This window comes from Chelatococcus sp. YT9 (assembly GCF_018398315.1).
Lineage (GTDB): Bacteria > Pseudomonadota > Alphaproteobacteria > Rhizobiales > Beijerinckiaceae > Chelatococcus.
Genome location: NZ_JAHBRW010000001.1, coordinates 3,206,133 through 3,227,592 on the forward strand (window position 1 = coordinate 3,206,133; position 21,460 = coordinate 3,227,592).

Annotated in this window: 15 protein-coding genes and 1 riboswitch; of the genes, 5 read left to right on the top strand and 10 right to left on the bottom strand. The window is 63.1% G+C overall.

What is annotated here, in order from left to right; all coding sequences use genetic code 11:
• Positions 1-390: 390 nt before the first annotated feature.
• A complete protein-coding gene (locus tag KIO76_RS14660) occupies positions 391-1,638 on the bottom strand; it encodes an ArnT family glycosyltransferase (protein WP_213323955.1) in 1,248 nt (415 codons plus the stop codon).
• Positions 1,639-1,851: 213 nt separating this feature from the next.
• On the opposite strand from KIO76_RS14660, the gene KIO76_RS14665 reads away from it, so the two are divergent.
• The gene (locus KIO76_RS14665; RefSeq protein ID WP_213323956.1) at positions 1,852-2,616 is read left to right on the top strand and encodes an SDR family NAD(P)-dependent oxidoreductase; all 765 of its coding nucleotides are present in this window, start codon (positions 1,852-1,854) and stop codon (positions 2,614-2,616) included.
• Between the two features lie 66 nt (positions 2,617-2,682).
• On the opposite strand, the gene KIO76_RS14670 is transcribed toward KIO76_RS14665, so the two are convergent.
• The 7 genes from KIO76_RS14670 to urtA all read right to left on the bottom strand — a co-directional run bounded on the left by KIO76_RS14670 (position 2,683) and on the right by urtA (position 9,952).
• The gene (locus tag KIO76_RS14670; protein WP_213323957.1) at positions 2,683-3,363 is read right to left on the bottom strand and encodes an urease accessory protein UreE; all 681 of its coding nucleotides are present in this window, start codon (positions 3,361-3,363) and stop codon (positions 2,683-2,685) included.
• Between the two features lie 44 nt (positions 3,364-3,407).
• On the bottom strand, positions 3,408-3,767 hold the full coding sequence (locus KIO76_RS14675) for a GFA family protein (RefSeq protein WP_213323958.1): 360 nt from the start codon (positions 3,765-3,767) through the stop codon (positions 3,408-3,410).
• 62 nt (positions 3,768-3,829) lie between these two features.
• Positions 3,830-4,525 (bottom strand): urea ABC transporter ATP-binding subunit UrtE, encoded by a 696-nt coding sequence (gene urtE / locus KIO76_RS14680; RefSeq protein ID WP_213323959.1) that lies wholly within the window; start codon positions 4,523-4,525, stop codon positions 3,830-3,832.
• Between the two features lie 74 nt (positions 4,526-4,599).
• Entirely contained in the window at positions 4,600-5,355 is a 756-nt protein-coding gene (gene urtD / locus KIO76_RS14685; RefSeq protein ID WP_213323960.1) for an urea ABC transporter ATP-binding protein UrtD, read from the bottom strand.
• Positions 5,356-5,360: 5 nt separating this feature from the next.
• A complete protein-coding gene (urtC, locus tag KIO76_RS14690; RefSeq protein WP_213323961.1) occupies positions 5,361-6,503 on the bottom strand; it encodes an urea ABC transporter permease subunit UrtC in 1,143 nt (380 codons plus the stop codon).
• A 256-nt stretch (positions 6,504-6,759) separates the two neighbouring features.
• Positions 6,760-8,358, bottom strand: coding sequence for an urea ABC transporter permease subunit UrtB (gene urtB, locus KIO76_RS14695; RefSeq protein WP_213323962.1), 1,599 nt, complete (start codon positions 8,356-8,358; stop codon positions 6,760-6,762).
• A 283-nt stretch (positions 8,359-8,641) separates the two neighbouring features.
• A complete protein-coding gene (urtA, locus tag KIO76_RS14700) occupies positions 8,642-9,952 on the bottom strand; it encodes an urea ABC transporter substrate-binding protein (protein ID WP_213323963.1) in 1,311 nt (436 codons plus the stop codon).
• 702 nt (positions 9,953-10,654) lie between these two features.
• Between urtA and KIO76_RS14705 the strand changes: the two genes are divergently transcribed.
• From KIO76_RS14705 to gcvP, 3 genes are all read left to right on the top strand, one after another.
• Positions 10,655-11,692: a Fe(3+) ABC transporter substrate-binding protein gene (locus tag KIO76_RS14705; RefSeq protein ID WP_213323964.1), complete on the top strand. Its 1,038-nt coding sequence runs from the start codon at positions 10,655-10,657 to the stop codon at positions 11,690-11,692.
• 100 nt (positions 11,693-11,792) lie between these two features.
• On the top strand, positions 11,793-13,589 hold the full coding sequence (locus tag KIO76_RS14710) for an ABC transporter permease (protein ID WP_213323965.1): 1,797 nt from the start codon (positions 11,793-11,795) through the stop codon (positions 13,587-13,589).
• Positions 13,590-13,617: 28 nt separating this feature from the next.
• Positions 13,618-13,708, top strand: a riboswitch (glycine riboswitch).
• A 230-nt stretch (positions 13,709-13,938) separates the two neighbouring features.
• On the top strand, positions 13,939-16,812 hold the full coding sequence (gene gcvP / locus KIO76_RS14715; RefSeq protein WP_213323966.1) for an aminomethyl-transferring glycine dehydrogenase: 2,874 nt from the start codon (positions 13,939-13,941) through the stop codon (positions 16,810-16,812).
• A 292-nt stretch (positions 16,813-17,104) separates the two neighbouring features.
• On the opposite strand, the gene KIO76_RS14720 is transcribed toward gcvP, so the two are convergent.
• A complete protein-coding gene (locus tag KIO76_RS14720; protein ID WP_213323967.1) occupies positions 17,105-18,601 on the bottom strand; it encodes a CoA-acylating methylmalonate-semialdehyde dehydrogenase in 1,497 nt (498 codons plus the stop codon).
• Between the two features lie 310 nt (positions 18,602-18,911).
• Between KIO76_RS14720 and KIO76_RS14725 the strand changes: the two genes are divergently transcribed.
• The gene (locus tag KIO76_RS14725; protein ID WP_213323968.1) at positions 18,912-19,793 is read left to right on the top strand and encodes a LysR family transcriptional regulator; all 882 of its coding nucleotides are present in this window, start codon (positions 18,912-18,914) and stop codon (positions 19,791-19,793) included.
• On the opposite strand, the gene KIO76_RS14730 is transcribed toward KIO76_RS14725, so the two are convergent.
• On the bottom strand, positions 19,790-21,322 hold the full coding sequence (locus KIO76_RS14730; RefSeq protein WP_213323969.1) for a cryptochrome/photolyase family protein: 1,533 nt from the start codon (positions 21,320-21,322) through the stop codon (positions 19,790-19,792). The genes KIO76_RS14725 and KIO76_RS14730 overlap by 4 nt on opposite strands.
• Positions 21,323-21,460 lie beyond the last annotated feature (138 nt).

Sequence of the window (21,460 nt, forward strand, 5' to 3'; positions counted from 1 at the left end):
TCTTGGTGTTCTCGGAATGCAGGCAATGACCTTCGGCGATGGCCGGAAGGCGCGATCAGAAAATCAACCTGCACGAACATGGTCGAGAGTTTCAACCGAAAGCGAAGTATCCAACGGCAGGGTCCGCGGATCGTGGCTTCTGTCCCGCTTGCGGCTCGACGACATCCTAGCGCATCTGGCCGCATGCAAGATCTCGATTGTCGACGGCCAGTTGGGCGCGGCAGTGCAACGGGTTCGATCCGGTCGCTCTATATCCGCAATCCTGATCTCACGCTCAGCGAAATCGCAGAGCTTATCCATCTCAGCCGAGACGGATAGCGGCCCTTGCGAAAGAAAGATCTGCGGGCCGCTTATGCGTCCTCTGTACTTACCGTGCTAAAGTCGTTCGGGTCACGCGCCGCCGCTTGTGACGGCAAGCACGCCCATCGTCACCACATTAAGAAGAAGCGCATAGGTCACGAGCAGACGGAAGACCGGCAGACGCTCGCTTGTCAATGTGAGTGGCAGGAAGAGAAACAGGAGTGGCAACCAGTCCAGTGTGTAGCGCTGGACGTTGTACTGGGAATAGCCATTGGAATGGTAGAACAGCGTCACCCCGCCGATGATGACAGCTGTCAGACCGGCAATGACCACGTCCCGCCGCCAGGGGAGGAAGAAGGCGAAGAGCACGAAAGGGCTCGCCGCCAACAAAGACGTCCCGTTGGAATCGAGGCCAGTCAACTGCGTCATCAGAGGGCCGGTGAATTCCGCATGGAACCCTTGCACGAAAAGGTAGAACAGGTTGAACAGCACGTAACGAGGCGAGAACAGGGCCTCCGCGATGCGCTGGCCGAGATAGCTATGTCCGTCCGGGACGATATAGCTGTAGCCGGTTTCGAGCGGATTGCCGAAGCGCAGCCCGTTGTAGATGAAATAGGCAATGAGCGCGATCGCGACTGGTACGGCAAACTCAATGAACTTTCGCCACCAGCTCGCGCGATTCAGGCTGAACAGGCCTTCGTCCCTGTCGAGGGCCAGCACGAATAGGAACGGCACGACAAGGATGGCCATTTGCCGGCACAGAAACGCAAGGCCGATGGCGATGCCCGCCATGATCAATCGTTTGTGCAGTGTTTCGTGCAGGGCCAGCGTCAGCAGGAAGAGCCCGACGACTTGGGCGAAGAACCAGATGCCGTCTGCCCGCAGCGTGATGAAATAGACCGGCGAGCCAAAGGCCAGCGCCAACATCAACCACAGACGGGCATCGTCGCGGGCACCCATCGCCGCAAAGATGCGCCACCAGAGGGCCAGCGTCCCGGCGAAGAAGAGAAGACCGATGATCATGAAACCAGCGAAATGCGGACCGAACAGTGCCACGAAGGGCATCGCGACAAGGGCTGGCACAGGCGGGAAGATCACGTAACCGCGCCCGTCGACCATCGCACAGTCGCCGTCGAAACAGCGATCGACGTCGAAGCGACCGTGGAGAAAGGCTTCGGCGAGAAGCGCATAGCTGTTGGTGCCGCCGCTCTCCTGCAGGACGCGCACCAGAATGCCAGTGACGAACAGGGCGGCCATGGCGAGTGCCGCGACGGTCAAAAGCGTCCATCGGTCGAGCATGAAGCCACGCTTGGCGGGCTGATCAACGGCGGCTGTCATCGCACGATCCTGTCTCTGCTGCTGGCGCGAGCGTGAGCGCGGCGCGCAACCTCATGTATCGAAATGGCACGGTGCTAGCGTGTTGTACAGCATATCAGCAGAAGCCATGCCATTTCCCCCCGCTTTCCGCAGGCGATCGCCCGCAATAGACTGGCGGGCAGCGTTTTTCTAAGGATCGCTCGCAGGCGATCTATCAGGGCTGATGGAGGCGATATGTTCAAGGATCTGGCCGGCAAACGGGTACTGATAACCGGCTCAAGCACCGGGATCGGTGCGGCCGTCGCCCGTGGTTTTGCCGAGGCTGGTGCGCACGTCGTGGTGCATGGTCATTCAAGCAAGGCAGAGGCAAATGCAGTCGTCGAGGCGATTCGCGGTCTGGGCGGACAGGCACAACTTGTCCTCGGCGACGTCAGCAACAGTGCTGGCGCGAAGCAGGTCGTCAACGATGCGGTTGCCGTGCTCGGTGGGCTCGATGTGCTCATCAACAACGCTGGCGCTTTGGTCAAGCGCGTACCTCTCGTTGAGATCGATGACGCGCTTTACGACACGGTTTTGGATCTCAACGTGCGGTCCGTGATCGCGGCGACTCAGGCCGCCATTCCGCATCTGAAAGCCGCAGGTGGTGGTTCGATCATCAATACCGCTTCCATTGCCGGCCGGAACGGGGGTGGCCCTGGGGCAGCCCTCTATGCCAGCGCAAAAGCCTTCGTCGCCAACGTCACGCGCAACATGGCCAAGGAGTTCGCGCCTCACAATATTCGCGCGAATGCCGTGGCGCCGGGGGTCATCCTGACACCTTTCCACGAGCGTTTCTCAACGGCCGAGCAGCTGGAAACGATGCGGCTCACTATCCCCATGGGCCGGCTCGGCAAGCCGGAGGAATGCGTGGGCTCCTACCTCTTCCTCGCGTCTGCCGCCGCCAGTGGCTACATCACTGGCCAGGTTATCGAGGTCAACGGCGGCCAGCTGATGCCGTGATACAGGCGCTCCGGGATCGGCTTTCCCACCGATCTCCGGAACCCCCTCGGGCTTCCCGCGAAACCTTCATTCCTTGCCGTGGTCATGCCCGTGGTGGGCATGGCTATGGTGGCGGTGGCCATGCTCCTCGCCATGATCCTCAGGGTGATCGTGGTCGTGATGATGGTCATGGCCGCAGCCGCAGGCGCCATGGGCGTGATGCGCATGATCATCCTTGTGCGCATGCGCATGGTGGTCATGATGCTTGTGATCATGACCATGATCGCCATGGTGATGGTGACCATGATGGTGGCCGTGGTGATCGTGGCCACAGTCGTGGCCGGCGATCGCACGCTCGGGCCGGAAGGGACGCTCGACCGAGACCAGGCTGCACCCCTGCCCGCGGATCAGTTCCGCAACGGCATCGTCCTCAGCCACGTAGATCGCATCCTGCGTGACTTCCACCGCGGTATGATTCTGGCCGAGATGCCAAAGCACGCGCATCAGCCGGAGAGGATTTTCCGCCTTCGCTTCGATGAGCTTCTCGTCCGCGGCCTTCACAGCGACGAGCCCGCCGTCCTCGAGCTTCAGCGCGTCGCCGTCGTTGAGCTGGGAGCCGTCGGGCAAGTGAAGATGGACATGAAGACCAGCACTCGCGGTGAGATGCGAGGGTGGGTTATCACGCGCGACATGGTCGAGCACGACCGTATCAACGACACGCTCCGCCTTCACTGCCGCCTTGCGGACGATGGCCGTGGCCTTGGTCATTGCATATACCTCTTTGGACCCCTGTCCCTCTCGGACGTACTGTGTCAGCGGCTGCGGCCGTCAAAGGGCGTGGGGCTCAGGGCCGACACGTCGACGCCATCGAGGCAGCGCACATTGATGGCGCGCATCGGTGTACCATCCGGCATCGCGCCTTCCGCGAAGGGTTCGACACCGCAGTTGCCGCAGAAACGATGGCGGATGCGCATAGTGTTGAACTGGTAGTCCTTCAGTGTGTCCTCGCCCGCTTCGAGCGTGAACTGATCCGCTGGCACGAATGTCAGAATGAGGCCGTGCTTGGAGCAGATCGAGCAATTGCAGCTGATAACATTGGACAGGTCTGCATTCGCCGAGAATTGCACGGCGCCGCAATGACAGCGCCCCTCGAAATGTTGCGTTTCGCTCATCGGTCACCCGCTCGCTGGACCGCATCGACATGCGGCAGGCGGCATGACTAGCACGAAGTGGCCTAGACGGACAGCTTCCGCCGCACCTCGGCGTCGACCATCTCGGCCCGCGTCCCCGCCAGGACGACCTGCCCGCGCTCCATCACCGCGAAGCTGTCGCAGAGATCACGCGCGAACTCAAAATACTGTTCAACAAGGAGAATTGCCATGTCCCCCTTGTTGCGGAGGTAATCGATCGCGCGGCCGATATCCTTGATGACCGAGGGCTGGATACCTTCCGTCGGTTCGTCGAGCACCAGCAATCGCGGACGGGTGACAAGGGCCCGGCCAATCGCGAGCTGCTGCTGTTGTCCCCCCGAGAGGTCACCGCCTCGCCGGTGCAGCATGTCCTTCAGCACAGGGAACAGGTTGAAGATGTCCTCGGGGACCGTCTGATCGCGCCGCTTGAGCGGCGCGAAGCCCGTTTCCAGGTTCTCCTTGACGCTGAGCAGGGGAAAGATTTCCCGCCCCTGCGGAACGAAGGCAATGCCGTGGCGCGCCCGCTCATAGGGCGGCAGGCGCTTCAGATCCTGTCCGTCGAGGCTGATGGTGCCGCGCGATACCGGCTGCTGCCCGACGATGGCGCGTAGCAGAGAGGTCTTGCCCACGCCGTTGCGCCCGAGCACGCAAGTGACTTTCCCGACGGCGGCACTGAGCGAGATGCCACGCAGCGCCTGGGCGGCGCCATAATGGAGATCGATGGCGTCAACAATGAGCATGGCTGGCGCTTTCGCTCCTCCCCCTCGCGGGGAGGTGTAGGGGCTGGAAGAGGCGGTCAGTGATCAATGCCATCTCACCGCCCCAGGTAGACTTCGATGACGCGCTCATTGGCGGAGACCGCATCAATGGAGCCTTCGGCCAGCACCGATCCTTCATGCAGCACGGTTACCTTGCAATCGAGGTCGCGGACGAAGGCCATGTCATGCTCGACAACGACGACCGTATGATCCCGCGCGATCTCGCGCAGCAGGCGCGCGGTCTCCTCTGTTTCGGCGTCGGTCATGCCGGCCACAGGCTCGTCGACCAGGAGCAGCTTTGGATCCTGTCCGAGCAGCATTGCGATTTCGAGCCATTGCTTCTGCCCGTGACTGAGGTCGGCGGCCGGTCGCTCGCGATGATCGATCAGCCGCACTTTTCTCAGAATCTCGTCAATCTTCTCGTCCGCGATGTGGTTGCGCGCGCCGAACAAAGCCGACCAGGGGCCGCGCTCGCCCTTCAGCGCCAGCCGGATGTTGTCGGCAACGGTGTGGCTTTCGAAGACCGTGGGCTTCTGAAACTTCCTGCCGATACCGAGCTCGGCGATGGCCGCCTCGTCGAGCCTCGTGAGATCAACCGTGCCGCCGAACATGACATCCCCCTCGTCGGGGCGTGTCTTGCCGGTAATCACGTCCATCATGGTTGTCTTGCCGGCGCCGTTGGGGCCGATGATGGCGCGCATCTCGTTCGGCGCCATGGCAAGCGACAGATTGTTGAGCGCCCGGAACCCATCGAAGGTGACATTGACCCCGTCGAGATAGAGGAGGGCACTGGTCAGAGTGGTGTTGAGCATCACATCTACTCCGCGGCCGCCTGCGGCACGGGCGCGCCGGCGGCACGATCATCGGCACGGGGACGATTGAGTTTCTGAAGGAGGCCCAAGATGCCTTTGGGCATATACAGCGTCACTAGGACGAAGAGCGCGCCGAGGGCAAAGAGCCAGATCTCCGGCAAGGCCCCGGTGAGCCAGGTCTTGGCAAAATTCACGACGACCGCGCCCAGAGCCGCACCGACAAGCGTGCCACGTCCCCCCACGGCGACCCAGATGACCGCCTCGATGGAATTGGCAGGTGCGAACTCCTGTGGGTTGATGATGCCGACCTGCGGCACGTAGAGCGCGCCGGCGATCCCCGCCATCATTGCTGAGACCGTGAAGGCGAGGAGTTTGTAGTGCTCAACGCGATAGCCGAGGAAGCGCGCCCGTGATTCCGCGTCGCGGATCGCCACCAGCACCTTGCCGTAGGTGGAGGTCACCATCACCCGCGCGATGAGGTAGCCAACGGCTAACGCCACCGCGCTCGCCGCAAAGAGCGTGACGCGCATGCCTTGCGCCTGGACGTTGAAGCCGAGCAGGTCCTTGAAGTCCGTGAGGCCGTTGTTCCCGCCGAACCCCATATCGTTCCGGAAGAAGGCGAGCAGCAGCGCGAAGGTCATCGCCTGGGTGATGATGGAGAGATAGACGCCCGTGACCCGCGAGCGGAAGGCGAGCCAGCCGAAGACGAAGGCGAGCAGCCCCGGGACGAGAACCACCATCACGATCGCGAAGGGGAAGGACGAGAAGCCGTACCAGTACCAGGGTAGCTCCTGCCAGTTCAGGAACACCATGAAATCCGGCAGCACTGGATTGCCATAGACGCCCCGCGTGCCGATCTGGCGCATGAGATACATGCCCATCGCATAGCCGCCGAGCGCGAAGAACGCCCCATGTCCCAGTGAAAGGATACCGCAGTAGCCCCAGACGAGATCGAGTGCGACGGCAAGCAGGGCATAGCAGAGATATTTGCCCATCAGCGAGACAGCGTAGGTCGGTACATGCAAGGGGGAGGTCGGCGGCAGCATGAGATTGGAGGAGGCGACGAGCACGGTCACGGCCGCGAGAATGCCGAGGAAGATCCGCCCCTTGCCGTCGACCAGCTTGAGGATGAAGGGCTGGCGGGTCATCGGGCGGTCCCCTTGCGCGGCAACGCACGCGATTGTGGATTCTCTTCCCCTGCACACGCTGGCGCGTGCTCCGGCCGGGAATGACATACGTGGGAATGAAACGCGGGTGTGATCCCCGGCGCCATGCCAGGCTGGCTTTTGCCGGCTTGGCTCACCGTTAAGCGTGACACGGCTGCAGCCGTTTCACGGCGGCGGGAAGGGGAACCAGGGAGCGGTGTGGCATGCATGTCATGCCCGGCGCGGTGCTGAACAATCATCATGCTTCCACCGAGCGGCCCTTCAGGGCGAATAGCCCGCGCGGCCTTTTTTGGATGAACAGGATCAGGAAGACGAGGAGCAGGATCTTGCCGAGCACAGCGCCTGCGTAGGGCTCGAGAAACTTGTTGGCGACCCCGAGCGTGAGCGCCGAGACGAATGTGCCCCAGAGATTGCCGACGCCGCCGAAGACCACCACCATGAAGGAATCGATGATGTAGCTCTGGCCGAGGTTCGGCGAGACATTGTCGATCTGCGACAGAGCCACACCCGCTACCCCGGCGATGCCTGAACCCAGCGCGAAGGCGAGCATGTCGACGCGCGGCGTGCGGATGCCCATGGCCGACGCCATGCGGCGGTTCTGGGTCACCGCGCGCATTCTGAGGCCGAAAGACGTCAGCTTGAGCACCGCGATCAGACCGAGGAACACGCACAGGCTGAAGATGACGATCCACAGCCGGCCGTAGGTAATCGTGACGCCCATGACGTCGAAGGCGCCTGCCATGTAGGAGGGCGCGCCGACCTCCCGGTTCGTCGGCCCGAAGATCGAGCGCACGGCCTGTTGCAGGATGAGGCTGATGCCCCAGGTCGCAAGCAGCGTTTCCAGCGGCCGGCCATAGAGATGGCGGATAACAAGGCGCTCGATGAGCGCCCCGACACCGCCTGCGACGAGGAAGGCGAGCGGGAGGGCGACGGGTAGCGACCAGTCGAACAGGCCGGGGAAACGGGTGCGGCAGATTTCCTGCACCACGAAGGTGGTGTAGGCGCCGATCATCACCATCTCGCCGTGCGCCATGTTGATGATGCCCATGACACCGAAGGTGATGGCGAGGCCGATCGCGGCGAGCAGCAGCACGGAGCCAAGTGATAGCCCGTACCAGATGTTCTGGACAGTGGCGGCGATGGCGAGCTTGCGCTCGATAGTGGCAATCGCGGTTTCGGCAGCAAGCTTGAGAACCGGGGACCCGCGGCCCGCCACCTGGGTAAGCATGGAGCGCGCGTCCTGGTCGCCCCGCGCTGCGACAATATCGACGGCTGCGATGCGATCACTATCCGTGATGCCGTCGGCGGTGAGAAAAATGGCGGCTTGGGCCTGAATCAGCGCCTGCTTCACGCTGCTGTCACGTTCGGCCGCGATGGCCTTGGCGAGAACGGGCAATGTCGCCGCGTCGCGGGAGCGGTAGACGGCCTCGGCCGCCTGGCGCCGTTTGGATGCTTCCGGCGACATCAGCGTCAGCGTGCCGACCGCCGCCTCGACCGCGCGCCGCACGCGGTTGTTGAGGCGCACGGGCTTGAGGCCAGTTGGGGCCGGTGTCACAACCTCGCCAGTCGTCGCGTCGCGGACGTTTCCGCCCGCGTCCTTGTAAAAGAGGGCCCTGTCCAAGGGGCGGTATAGCAGGCGATTGTCGCCCAAGGCGTCGAGCACCGCCTCTGCGGTCGGTGCGCCGCTTTCTGCAACTGCGGCAACGCCTTTCTCGATCTCGGCATAATTGTCGGTGGCGAGTGCCGCAAAGGGCGCCTTCGCCTCTGCGAAAGCCGGCTGGATGACGGCAGCAACGAGGATGCCGAAAAGTGACAAGAGCCTGATCAGTGATGACATGGGATCGAGCCCGCCTGGCCTTTCGTGGATAACAGCGCCACCGCATGGGGAGTTTGGGTGCCTCTCCCGGCGGGGAGCGGCAGGGTGAGGGGGACCCGTCTCTCTCTGTAGCGGGAATTTTCCCTCACCCGGCCGCTGCGGCCACCTCTCCCCGCCATATCGGCTGTTGCCGATATGGCTTCATCTCAAGCGCAACATGGCTAGAGCCATGTTGCCGGGTAGAGGTGAAGAGCCGCTCCGGCCTATGCACTCCCCTGCACTGACAGGGAAGTGTGCATTCCAGTTACTTCGCAGCCGCTTGCGTGCCCTGGCCGCCGCACTTGCCCGTCTTGACGTTGAAATTGCCGCAGGACAGGGGGGCTCTCCAGTCCGAGATCAGGTCCTTGGAACCGTCGAGGTAGTCGGACCATTCATCGCCGACGACGAGCCCTGGCGTCTGGGACACGATGTTGAATTGGCCGTTGTCCTGGATCTCGCCGATCAGCACGGGCTTCGTGATGTGGTGGTTCGGCATCATCGCCGAGAAACCGCCGGAGAGATTGGGGACAGCCACACCGACGAGCGCATCGATCACCTTGTCCGGATCCGTGGTGCCCGCCTTCTCGACGGCCTTCACCCACATGTTGAAGCCAATGTAATGGGCTTCCATCGGATCGTTGGTGACGCGCTTGTCGTTCTTGGTGAAGGCCTTCCACGCCTTGATGAACGCGGCGTTCTCCGGCACGTCGACAGACTGGAAATAGTTCCAGGCGGCGAGATGGCCGACGAGCGGCTTCGTGTCGATGCCGGCCAGTTCCTCCTCGCCGACTGAGAACGCGACGACGGGGATGTCGGTAGCCTTTATGCCCTGGTTGGCGAGTTCCTTGTAGAATGGCACGTTGGCATCGCCGTTGATCGTCGAGACAACGGCGGTCTTCTTGCCGGACGAGCCGAACTTCTTGATGTCGGCCACGATCGTCTGCCAGTCGGAATGCCCGAATGGCGTGTAGTTGATCATGATGTCTTCGGCCTTGACGCCTTTCTGCTGCAGATAAGCCTCAAGGATCTTGTTGGTCGTGCGTGGATAGACATAGTCCGTGCCAGCCAGAACCCAGCGTTGTACGCCTTCGTTCTCCATCAGATAGTCGACAGCTGGAATGGCCTGCTGGTTCGGCGCCGCGCCTGTGTAGAAGATATTGCGAGAGGATTCCTCGCCTTCGTATTGAACGGGATAGAACAGGATACCGTTCAACTCCTCGAAGACTGGAAGAACTGATTTGCGGGACACGGAGGTCCAGGCTCCGAAGACCGCAGCGACCTTATCCTTTGTCAGAAGTTCGCGCGCTTTTTCCGCGAAGAGCGGCCAGTTGGACGCCGGGTCAACAACGACGGCTTCCAGCTTCTTGCCAAGGATGCCGCCCTTCTTGTTTTGCTCTTCGATGAGCATCAGCATGACGTCCTTCAACGTCGTTTCGCTGATCGCCATCGTGCCGGACAAGGAATGAAGGACACCGACCTTGATGGTGTCGTCAGCGGCGTGAGGGGCTCCCCCGGAAATCGCCAGTCCTGCTGCCAGAGCAAGGGTGGCGCATGCACGTCTCAAGCCATTCTTCATGTTTGACGTCTCCCACCTCGGGATTGTTTGCGGGAGAAATCTCGCAAGCCCTGTGCCATGCCGCGCCAAGTGGCGGCTGCAGCCGGTGCGGCAAGAAAAATCCGGCCGCCAACCCGCCGCGCGCCGAAAGCCGACCCGAGTTTCGCTTCTCAGTGCGCCTAAATCCTAGGCAGCCTCGATCTAAGGCAGAAAATTTGCCTACGGTTTGCGCATTTAGGTCGCCGATTGGGCGGAAGCTAAGCTTTCTCCTCATTGGAGCGCGATTTTATGCGATTGCTAACTGCAAACGGGGGCCCCAAATACACGAATTTGTGAGATCGAAGTGACTAGGGGAATGCTGCCGATACCACCTGCGCAAGGAGATGGAGGTGTTTCGATCTGTCATGTAACGTAAAGTATTAATCTCAATAGTACGTGCATAACTACGTATATACGAATAACGGCCGGAGGTGATGCGCGTTTAGGCAATTTTTAGAATAAATCTAAACTAGAGTATAGTATCTTTTATTGCGTTAGACACGTTGCCTTCTCCTCCAAAGTGTGGCCATTTCCGCTCGCGCGTATAACGCTGCGAGTGCCGGCTGTGTTCGAGCCGTGGTTCGCCCAGGCGTCAGCGCGGACTGAGAGGTGGCTGTCTTCACCGGTGTTCGGGGGGAGCAGTCGTCGATCAACGGCGGAATGGGAACGGGTCAGGAGGAGTTCATGTCCATCAATCGGATCGCACGGGTTGCTTGCCTCGCCGGAATTGCGGGCCTTTCAGCAGGCTTCTCCACGGCGGTTTCGGCCGCGGAGGAAGTGACGCTCTACACAACCCGTGAGCCGGGCTTGATCAAGCCGCTGCTCGACGCCTTCACCGAGAAGAGCGGGATTCAGGTCAAGACGCTCTTCGTCAAGGATGGGCTGGCCGAACGCGTCGCGACCGAAGGTGCGAACTCGCCGGCGGACGTCCTGATGACGGTCGACTTTGGCAATCTCATTGATCTCGTCGACAAGGGCGTCGTGCAGCCTGTGAAGTCGGACGCGCTGAACGCCGCGATCCCGGCCAATTTGCGCGATGCGGATGGCCGCTGGTTCGCGCTGTCGACCCGCGCGCGCGTCCTTTATGCCTCCAAGGACCGCACGGACCTCAAGTCTTTCACTTATGAGGACCTGGCTGATCCCAAGTGGAAGGGCAAGGTCTGCATCCGCGCCGGCCAGCATCCGTACAACACAGCCCTGATCGCCAACATGATTGCCAAGGATGGCGCGGCGAAGACGGAGGAGTGGTTGAAGGGCGTGAAGGCCAATCTTGCGCGCAAGGCGGGCGGCGGCGATCGTGATGTCGCGCGCGATATCTTGGGCGGCATCTGTGACGTGGGCCTCGCCAATTCCTATTATGTCGGCTTGATGCGCTCGGGTGCTGGCGGGCCCGACCAGGTCAAGTGGGGCGAGGCCATCAACGTCATCCTGCCGACCTTCGAGAAGGGCGGCACGCATGTGAACGTGTCCGGCGCGGCTGTCGCCAAGAACGCGCCCCATGCGGCGAACGCCGTTAAGCTCATCGAGTTCCTCGCGTCGGATGACGCGCAGGAGCTCTACGCCAAGGCGAATTTCGAGTATCCGGTGAAGGCTGGCGTGAAGGCTGATCCGATCATTGCCAGCTTTGGCGAGCTTAAAATCGATCCGGCCGAACTCACCGCCATAGGCAAGAACCGCAAGGCGGCAAGCGAGCTCGCCGACAAGGTCGGCTTCGATAACTAACCGATGACGCGCCGCCCTCCTGCTTCAGGAGGGCTGTGCATATGTTCGAGCCGCGGTCCGTTACAGGACTGCGGCTTCTTGCCGTGTCAGAGCCATCTGAATGTTTCTTGGGTCGTCCGCACCTACCGATCGGACCGGCGTGACGTCCGGCCGAGCAGCCGCGCGCGGTCGCGCGCCCGGGCCGCACGGGCGCGGCTGGCTTCTTGCAGGGATTGCGGTTGCTCTTCTGGCGTTGGCCCCGATCCTGGCGATCGTGGCTGTAGCTGGCGGCGCGGCGGAAGGCGTCTGGCCACATCTTGTTGCTTATGTCTTACCCGAGGCCATGCGACAGACGGCCGTGCTCGTGGCTGGAGTCGGTATCCTTGTCGTTGTTATGGGCACCTGCCTCGCGTGGCTCGTCGTGGCTTATGATTTCCCCGGCCGCCGCTTGCTGGAATGGGCACTGCTGCTACCACTGGCGATGCCGACTTATATCGTCGCTTATGCGTATCTCGATGTGCTGCATCCGATCGGTCCCGTGCAGAGCTTCCTGCGCGCCTTATTCGGCATCACCAATCCGCGCGATCTGAGCTTTCCCGACGTGCGTTCGATGGGGGGGTGCATCCTTCTCCTCAGCATCGTGCTTTACCCTTATGTCTATGCCTCAGTGCGGGCGACCTTCCTCGTCCAGGCGGGCGGAGTGGTAGAGGCTTCCCATTCGCTCGGTGCGGGACGTTTCCGGACCTTCCTTTCCATCGCGGTTCCTCTGGCCCGCCCGGCTATCGTCGCGGGAGCAACGCTAGCGTTGCTGGAAACACTGAACGACATCGGCGCGTCGGAATTTCTCGGCGTCAGAACGCTGACAGTGTCGATCTACGCAACCTGGATCAATCGCTCCAGCCTCGCTGGCGCGGCTCAGATTGCGCTGTTCATGCTCGCCGTCGTCATTACCCTCGTCGTGATCGAGCGCATCGCTCGTCGGCACGCCGACTACGCCGATGCCGAGCCCGGCAGGCTGACTCCCAAACAGCTCAGGGGGTGGGGCGCGGTAGCGGCCACGTTCATTGCGGCCATGCCGGTTTTCGTTGGCTTTGTCATTCCGGTGCTGCACCTGTGCAACGAGGCTTACAAGCGTCTGCGCTTTGCAGGCTTCTCCCACAGCCTCCTTGATGCGATCCGCAACACCGCTTCTCTCGCACTCGTGGCAACGGCCGTGACGCTTGCGCTCGGCGCCTGCGTGATCGTCGCGCTGCGCCTTGCGGCTCACCGCGGCCCGCGGCAGGTGCGACGCGCGGGTCTCACCGCGCGCATCGCGAGCCTCGGCTATGCTGTGCCCGGCACCGTGCTTGCCATCGGCCTCATGGTGCCACTCGCCACCATCGATAACGCGGTCGACGCGGCCCTGCGCGCGAGCCTCGGTATATCAACCGGGCTGGTCCTCTCGGGAACTGTCGTCGCCCTGATCTATGCCTATGCTGTCCGCTTCCTCGCCCTCGCGGTTGGCGGGCTGGAGGCGGGACTTGGTAAGGTGCCGCTGACCCTCGATGATGCGGCGCGAACGCTCGGCGCCCATTCAGGTGGGTTGATCAGGCGCATCCATCTGCCGCTTCTGTGGCCGGCGATCGCCTCTGCCGCAATTCTGATTTTCGTCGACTGCATGAAGGAACTGCCGGCTACCCTATTGCTGCGGCCGCTTGATTTTGAGACGCTTGCCACCCAGCTCTACGCGGAGGCGTCGCGCGGGACTTATGAGGACGGGGCGATCGCCGCCTTGCTCATCGTGCTGGTCGGCTTCCTCCCGGTGGTGTGGCTGGCGCGGCTCAGCAGGCATGGCTGGGTGCGGCCACACCGCGCCACATCGGGCCGTGCCGACGATATTGATGGGGACTTGTCTGCCGGGCGACAACCTGGCTTTTGACTTATTGGCTGTTTTGAGTAGCTTGCAGCCGGCAGCAGCGGGAGAGACTCGGCTTTGTGCCGAGCGCCGAAGGAGCAACCGCCCCGGAATCTCTCAGGCAAAAGGACCGCTGCCGCACGACGACATCTGGAAAGTGAGGCCGGAGCATCGCGCTTCGTGCATCCGCCGACGGGATAACGCTCTCAGGCAAAGAAACAGATGGGGCACCACGGAGGCCGCGAGGCCGAAGGAGGTTAGCCATGGCTCCAGCGATCGCCGCGATTGCTGGTCCATGATCGGCTTTCTGAGGCGCTAAGGCCCCGGGGTAAACCATTCTGAGCCGCCTGATCCTGCGCCCGAGGTGTTATTGATGACCGATCTCGAATTTCTCCTCAGCCGGACAGGTTCCGGCTTCGCCCGCCGCCATATCGGCCCGTCCGCGGCCGATATCGCCTCGATGCTCCAAGCCGTCGGCGGCGGCAGTCTCGGCGGGCTGATTAATGAGACGCTTCCGCGCTCCATCCGCCAGGAAAAACCGCTCGATTTCGGCCGCGGGCTCACTGAGCGAGAGGCGCTGGCGGAACTCGGTCGTGTCGCGGCTCAGAACGAGGTTTTCACCTCACTGATTGGCCAAGGCTATTACGGGACGTTGCTGCCGGCTGTCATCCAGCGCAACATTCTCGAAAATCCGGCCTGGTACACAGCCTACACCCCCTACCAGCCAGAAATCAGCCAGGGCCGGCTCGAGGCGCTGGTCAATTTCCAGACTATGATCGCCGACCTGACAGGCCTTGACGTGGCCAATGCCTCGCTGCTCGACGAGGGCACGGCTGCTGCTGAAGCCATGGCTATGTCCAAGCGCGTGGCGAAATCAAAGGCCAATGCCTTCTTCGTTGATGCTGGCTGTCATCCCCAGACCATAGCCGTCATCCGCACCCGCGCCGAGCCGCTCGGCTGGGAGGTCATCGTCGGTGATCCCGAGAAGGATCTCGATCCCGCCGCCGTCTTTGGCGCCATCTTCCAGTATCCCGGCACTGACGGTCACGTGCGAGATCTCCGCCAAACGATTGCGGCGATCAAGGGCGCCGGTGGTATCGCCGTGGTGGCAACTGATCTGCTCGCCCTCACCGTCCTCGCATCTCCGGGCGACCTGGGGGCAGACCTGGCGGTCGGCACAAGCCAGCGCTTTGGGGTGCCGATGGGCTTCGGTGGCCCGCATGCCGCCTTCATGGCGACCCGCGACGCCTACAAGCGCTCGCTGCCGGGTCGGCTCGTCGGCGTCTCCGTGGATGCGCGCGGCGCAGCGGCCTATCGTCTCGCGTTGCAGACCCGCGAGCAGCATATCCGCCGTGAGAAGGCGACGTCCAATATCTGCACTGCGCAGGTGCTGCTCGCCGTCATCGCCTCCATGTATGCCGTCTATCACGGGCCTGAGGGGCTGAAGGCAATCGCCGAAAATGTCCACGCCAAAACCGCGCGCTTGGCGGCCGGCCTGTCGCAGATCGGGCATCCGGTCGAGCAGGGCACCTTTTTCGACACGGTCACCGTCAAGACCGGCAGCCGGCGGGACGAGATCATCGCCCGCGCCCGCGCGGCCCGCATCAATCTACGCGTCTATCCCGGCGACGACGGCCGCATCGGCATCAGCCTCGACGAGACCACGACCGAGGCGACCGTCGAGGCCGTATGGGCGGCCTTCGGCGGCCATATGAGCTACGGCAGCGTGCTCTCAGAGGCCAAGCTGCCGCAGGCCCTGCTCCGCCAGTCGCCTTATCTGACGCATCCTGTCTTTCATCGTTATCGCTCCGAGACGGAACTTCTGCGCTACATGCGAAAGCTCTCCGACAGGGATCTCGCGCTCGACCGCGCCATGATCCCCCTCGGATCCTGCACAATGAAGCTGAACGCCACGGCGGAGATGATCCCGATCACTTGGCCGGGCTTCTCCTCGCTTCATCCCTTCGTGCCGGCCGAGCAGGCGCGGGGGTATGCCGCGATGATCAGCGACCTAGAGGCCAAGCTCGCCGAGGTGACGGGTTATGACGCCGTCTCGCTCCAGCCGAACTCCGGCGCCCAGGGCGAGTATGCGGGGCTTCTCGCCATCCGTGCCTACCACCTGAGCCGGGGGGAAGGCCATCGCCGGGTCTGCCTCATTCCATCATCGGCACATGGCACCAATCCGGCTTCGGCACAGATGGTCGGCATGGAGGTCGTGGTCGTCGCCTGTGACGCCTCCGGCAATGTGGACCTCGCCGATCTCACGGCCAAGGCCGAGGCGCATCGTGACGACCTCGCAGCGATCATGATCACCTATCCCTCGACCCATGGCGTGTTCGAGGAGCACATCCGCGACATCTGCGACGTGGTGCATGCCAACGGCGGTCAGGTCTATCTCGACGGCGCCAATCTCAACGCCCAGGTCGGGCTGTCGCAGCCGGGCAAGTATGGCGCCGACGTCAGCCACCTCAACCTGCACAAGACCTTCTGCATCCCACATGGGGGTGGTGGCCCTGGCGTTGGCCCTATCGGCGTGAAGGCGCATCTCGCTCCGTTCCTGCCCGGACATCCGGAGCGCGCCGATCTCGGTGGGGTTGTCGGACCGGTCTCGGCAGCACCCTTCGGTTCGGCATCGATCCTGCCGATCTCCTGGACCTACATGCTGATGATGGGTGGCGAGGGGCTCGAGCTTGCGACGTCCGTCGCGATCCTCAACGCCAATTACATCGCCTCGCGCTTGGGTGAATATTATCCGGTGCTCTACTCCGGCAACAACGGCCGGGTTGCGCATGAGTGCATCCTCGACCTGCGCCCGCTCAAGGAGACATCGGGCGTCACCGTCGACGACGTCGCCAAGCGCCTGATCGACTTCGGCTTCCACGCGCCGACCATGAGCTTCCCCGTACCGGGTACGCTGATGATCGAGCCGACCGAATCCGAGTCGAAATACGAGCTGGACCGGTTCATCGATGCGATGATCGCCATTCGCGGCGAGATCCGCGCGGTGGAGGAAGGCCGTTGGCCGGTGGCGGAGAGCCCGCTGCGCAATGCGCCGCATACGGTGCATGACCTCGCCGACGACAATTGGAACCGTCCCTACACCCGGGCGGAGGGCGTGTTCCCGCTGGGCGCGCAGCGTCAGGACAAGTATTGGTCCCCGGTCAACCGCGTCGACAACGCCTACGGCGACCGCAACCTCGTCTGCTCCTGCCCTCCGATGGAGGACTATCAGCAGGCGGCGGAATAGGGACACGATTGGTTATCCCGGGACGCGCGACAAGCGCGGAGCCGGGAGTGCATGAGCACCGTCGGTGATCGATAGGCGAGCGCGGTGTTCATGGATCCCCTTCCCGACCGGCTTCGCCGGTCGTCGGGGATGACAAACTGCTCATCCACCTGCGCTTCCGTGTCATCCCCGGCGGACTGCATAGCAGCCCGGGAAGGGGATCCAGGAACCGCACGGCCTGATCGCCGACAGTGGTCATGGTGCCCGGGCCCGCCTTCGGCCGTCCCGGGATAACCTGCTTGGTTTGCCCACTTCACCCCATCGTCGGGATGGAGAACTCCGCGCCTTCCTTGACACCGGAGGGCCAGCGTGAGGTGACGGTCTTGGTCTTCGTGTAGAAGCGGACCGAGTCCGGTCCGTGCTGGTTGAGATCGCCGAAGCCCGAGCGCTTCCAGCCGCCGAAAGTATAATAGGCGATCGGCACCGGGATCGGGACATTGATACCGACCATGCCGACGTTGACCTTCGCGGCGAAATCGCGTGCCGCGTCACCGTCGCGGGTGAAGATGGCGACACCATTGCCGTATTCGTGATCGGACGGCAGACGCAGCGCCTCCCCATAATCCTTGGCGCGTACCACCGAGAGCACCGGGCCGAAGATCTCTTCCTTGTAGATGCGCATGTCCTCCGTGACGTTGTCGAAGAGGCAGCCCCCCATGTAGAAGCCGTTCTCATAACCCTGCATCTTGAAGTCGCGGCCATCGACCGCGAGCGTGGCGCCTTCCTTGAGCCCGATGTCGACGTAATTCTTGACGCGCTCCAGGGCTTCCCGCGTGACGAGCGGCCCGTAGTCGGCCGTGAGGTCGGTCGAAGGCCCGATCTTGAGGGCCTCGACCCGCGGGATCAGCTTTTCCATGAGCCGGTCGGCGGTTGCCTTGCCGACAGGCACAGCCACCGAGATCGCCATGCAGCGCTCGCCGGCCGAGCCATAACCCGCGCCGATCAATGCGTCGACGGTCTGATCCATGTCGGCATCCGGCATGATGATGGCGTGGTTCTTGGCGCCCCCGAAGCATTGGGCGCGCTTTCCTGTCGCGGCCGAGCGCTGGTAGATGTATTCCGCGATCGAGGAGGAGCCCACGAAGCCGACTGCCTTGATATCAGGGTCATCGAGGATGGCGTCGACCGCCTCCTTGTCGCCGTTCACGACATTGAGGATGCCAGCTGGCAACCCGGCCTCGATCATGAGTTCGGCAAGCCGCATCGGGACGCCCGGATCCCGCTCGGACGGCTTGAGGATGAAGGCGTTGCCACAGGCGATGGCCGGGGCGAACTTCCACATCGGGATCATCGCGGGGAAGTTGAAGGGCGTGATGCCGGCCACGACGCCGAGCGGCTGGCGCATGGAATAGATGTCGATCGACGGGCCAGCGCCCTCCGTATATTCGCCCTTCATCAAATGTGGGATGCCGATGGCGAATTCCACCACCTCGAGGCCCCGCTGGATATCGCCCTTGGCGTCGGGGATCGTCTTGCCATGCTCACGCGCCAACAGTTCCGCGAGGCTGTCGTACTCGGCCTGGGCGAGTTCCAGGAATTTCATCAGCACGCGGGCGCGGCGCTGGGGATTGGTGGCTGCCCAGGCCGGCTGGGCTGCCTTTGCGTTCTCGACGGCGGCTCGAAGCTCGGCCTTGGTGGCAAGCGCGACCTTCGCCTGCACCTCACCGGTCATCGGCTCATAGACGTCGGCGGTTCGCCCAGACGTGCCTGCCACGGTTTTCCCGCCGATGAAATGCCCGATCATACGCATAGGTTTCCTCCCGATCGCTTGTCCGTATCCTTCCGGCAGAAGGGCGATGGCCGCCAGCCTGCCAGCAATCGTGCATTGAGCTTGCTCTCTCTAGCCGCGCACAGCAATGGCGAATATTTCGCATTCAGATTGCAGAATCTGGCGTAAGGTGGAGTTCCCCTCATCCCGTCCTTCTCCCGGAGGGAAAGGGGACGCCAGCCGTTAAGCGGCGAGCGTCATAGGGCGCGGGTCACCTCTCTCCCGTGGGAAGAGGTCGGCTCGAAGAGCGGTGAGGGGGTCGACATGTGTGAAAACTTCAGGAGGCACGTGATTGGACTGGGACCATGCGCGAGTATTCCTCGCGGTTGCACGGTCAGGCCAGATGCTGGGGGCGGCGCGGCGGCTCGGGCTTGACCATGCCACTGTCAGTCGGCGACTGGCGGCTCTCGAGACCTCTTTGAAGACGAAGCTCGTCGAGCGCAGCACGCTCGGCTGCGTCCTGACCCCCGCCGGGGAGCATTTCCTCACGGCGGCCGAGCGGGTTGAGCATGAGATGGCAAATGTGCAGGCCGCGTTGGCTAATGCGGATCTAGCGCTGTCAGGCGCGGTTCGCGTCGGGGCACCCGATGGTTTCGGCACCTATTTTCTCGCCGAGCGTTTTGGGCCTTTCATCGCGCGCCATCCGGATCTCATCATCCAGCTCGTGCCGCTGCCGCGCACCTTCTCCCTCTCGAAGCGCGAGGCGGATATCGCCGTCACGTTGGAGCGCCCGGAGAAAGGCCGCCTCGTCTCGCGCAGCCTGACCGACTACGGCCTTAGCGTCTATGCAGCGCGCAGCTATCTGGACAAGGCGCCGCCGCTCGCGGCCGAGGGGGACCTCGCCGCCCATACGCTGATCACCTATGTGGACGACCTCATGTTCAGCCGCGCGCTGGACTACTCCGCCGATCTCGCCGCTGCGACCTCGCGGCGTTTCGAATGCGCGAGCGTCACCGGGCAGATGGAGGCCGTCCGCGCGGGGGTCGGCATCGGGGTGCTTCACGACTATGCGGCTCGGCGCTACCCGGAACTCGTGCGGGTCCTGCCGGATATCAGCTTCTCCCGCAGCTACTGGCTCGTGATGCATGCCGAAGGCCACAAGCTCCGCCGGGTCGCCGCCGTGGCGGACTTCATCGCGGCGGAGGTCAAGGCGAACCGGAGGCTGTTCGCCTAATCGCCGGTTCTCTGAGCGCGCACATGCTCATAGGCATCGAGCGCGCGCCTGCGCGCGGTGTCGTGGTCGACGATGGGGCGTGGATAACTCTTGCCAAGGACGACGCCGGCCTTTTCCAGCACATCCGCCGGCGCCGCCCAGGGCTTGTGCAGCCATCTGTCGGGGAGGTCCGCGAGTTCCGGCACCCAGTGCCTGACATAGGCGCCGTGGGGGTCGAAACGTTCACCCTGTAGCGTCGGGTTGAACACGCGCACATAGGGTGCCGCGTCGGCGCCACAACCGGCCACCCATTGCCAGTTGGCGGGATTGGACGCCGCATCCGCATCCACGAGGGTGTCCCAAAGCCATTCTTCGCCGTGCCGCCAATCGATACCGAGATGCTTGATGAGGAAGGACGCTATCACCATCCGCACGCGGTTATGGACGATCCCCTCGTGCCAGAGCTGCCGCATGCCGGCGTCGACGAGGGGGTAACCGGTCTCACCGCGCCGCCACGCCCTCTCTCCCTTGGCGTCGCGCCGCCAGGGCATCGCGCTGAACGCGGCGTCGAGCGGCTGGCTCGCGATATCAGGCTGGTGAAAAGCGAGACTGGCGCAGAATTCACGCCATATAAGCTCCGAGATAAACTTCTCGACATCGCGCCCCGGCACCGTCCCGGTTTCAAGCGCATGAGCCGCCGCATGCCAGATCTGGAAGGGGCTTATCTCACCGGACCTGAGATGCGGGGACAATCCCGAGACGTGACTCTTGGCCGGGAAATCCCGTCCCTCCGCATAGCCCCTGAGGCCTTCATCGATGAAGTCGCGGAGACGCGCGATCGCACCTCCCTCACCGGGAGACCAGGCGTGACGTAGCCCGCGGGCCCAGTCCGGCTCCGGATTGGGCTTTTGGCCAGGCACAAGGCCCCAGTCCCCCAACTGGTCGGAGGTAAGTCCACCAGGCGCGGGCGACAGGTGGCTGGGCGCCGGCAGCGGCGCCCTCGGCGGCCCCATGGCACGGAGGGCTTTCGCGAAGGGCGTGTAGACCTTGAAGGGCGAGCCGGACTTGCTCTTAAGGGTGAAGGGCTCCGCGAGAAGATTGGCCTGTGTGCTGACGACCTCGATGCCTGCCGTCGTGAGCGCGGCCTTGATGTCGGTGTCGACGGCCACCGCGGCCGGCTCATAGCGCCGGTTCCAGAAAACCGACGCCACTCCGGCCTTCGAACAGAGGTCGACAAGGATGTCGCGTGCCTGTCCTCGCCGCAGGATGAGGCGGCCTCCCTTGTCCGCGATAGCGGCAGCGAGGGCCGCGAGGCTGTGGTGAAGCCACCAGCGGGCGGCGGCGCCAAGCGGGCGCGGCGCGCAGGGCGCCCTTTCCAGAATATCCGAGGCCTCTTCCAGAATATAAACAGCGATGAGGGGGGCCCCCGTGTCCAGCGCCTTGCGCAGGGCCGGATTATCCGCGAGGCGCAGATCGTTGCGGAACCACAGAAGGGCAGGGGGCTTTTTGCTGGATGACTGTGTGCTGGATGGCTGTGTTCTGGACGACATGGATCAATCAATCTTCCGGCTGAGGGCAATGCCCCGCCCGGACACGCGCTGGCCGACGGCCGAAATCAGCATTTGGTTCAAGGATATGAACGAGAGGGTTGATTCATTCTGGCAAGGGCGAGGGGACGGAATCAGAAT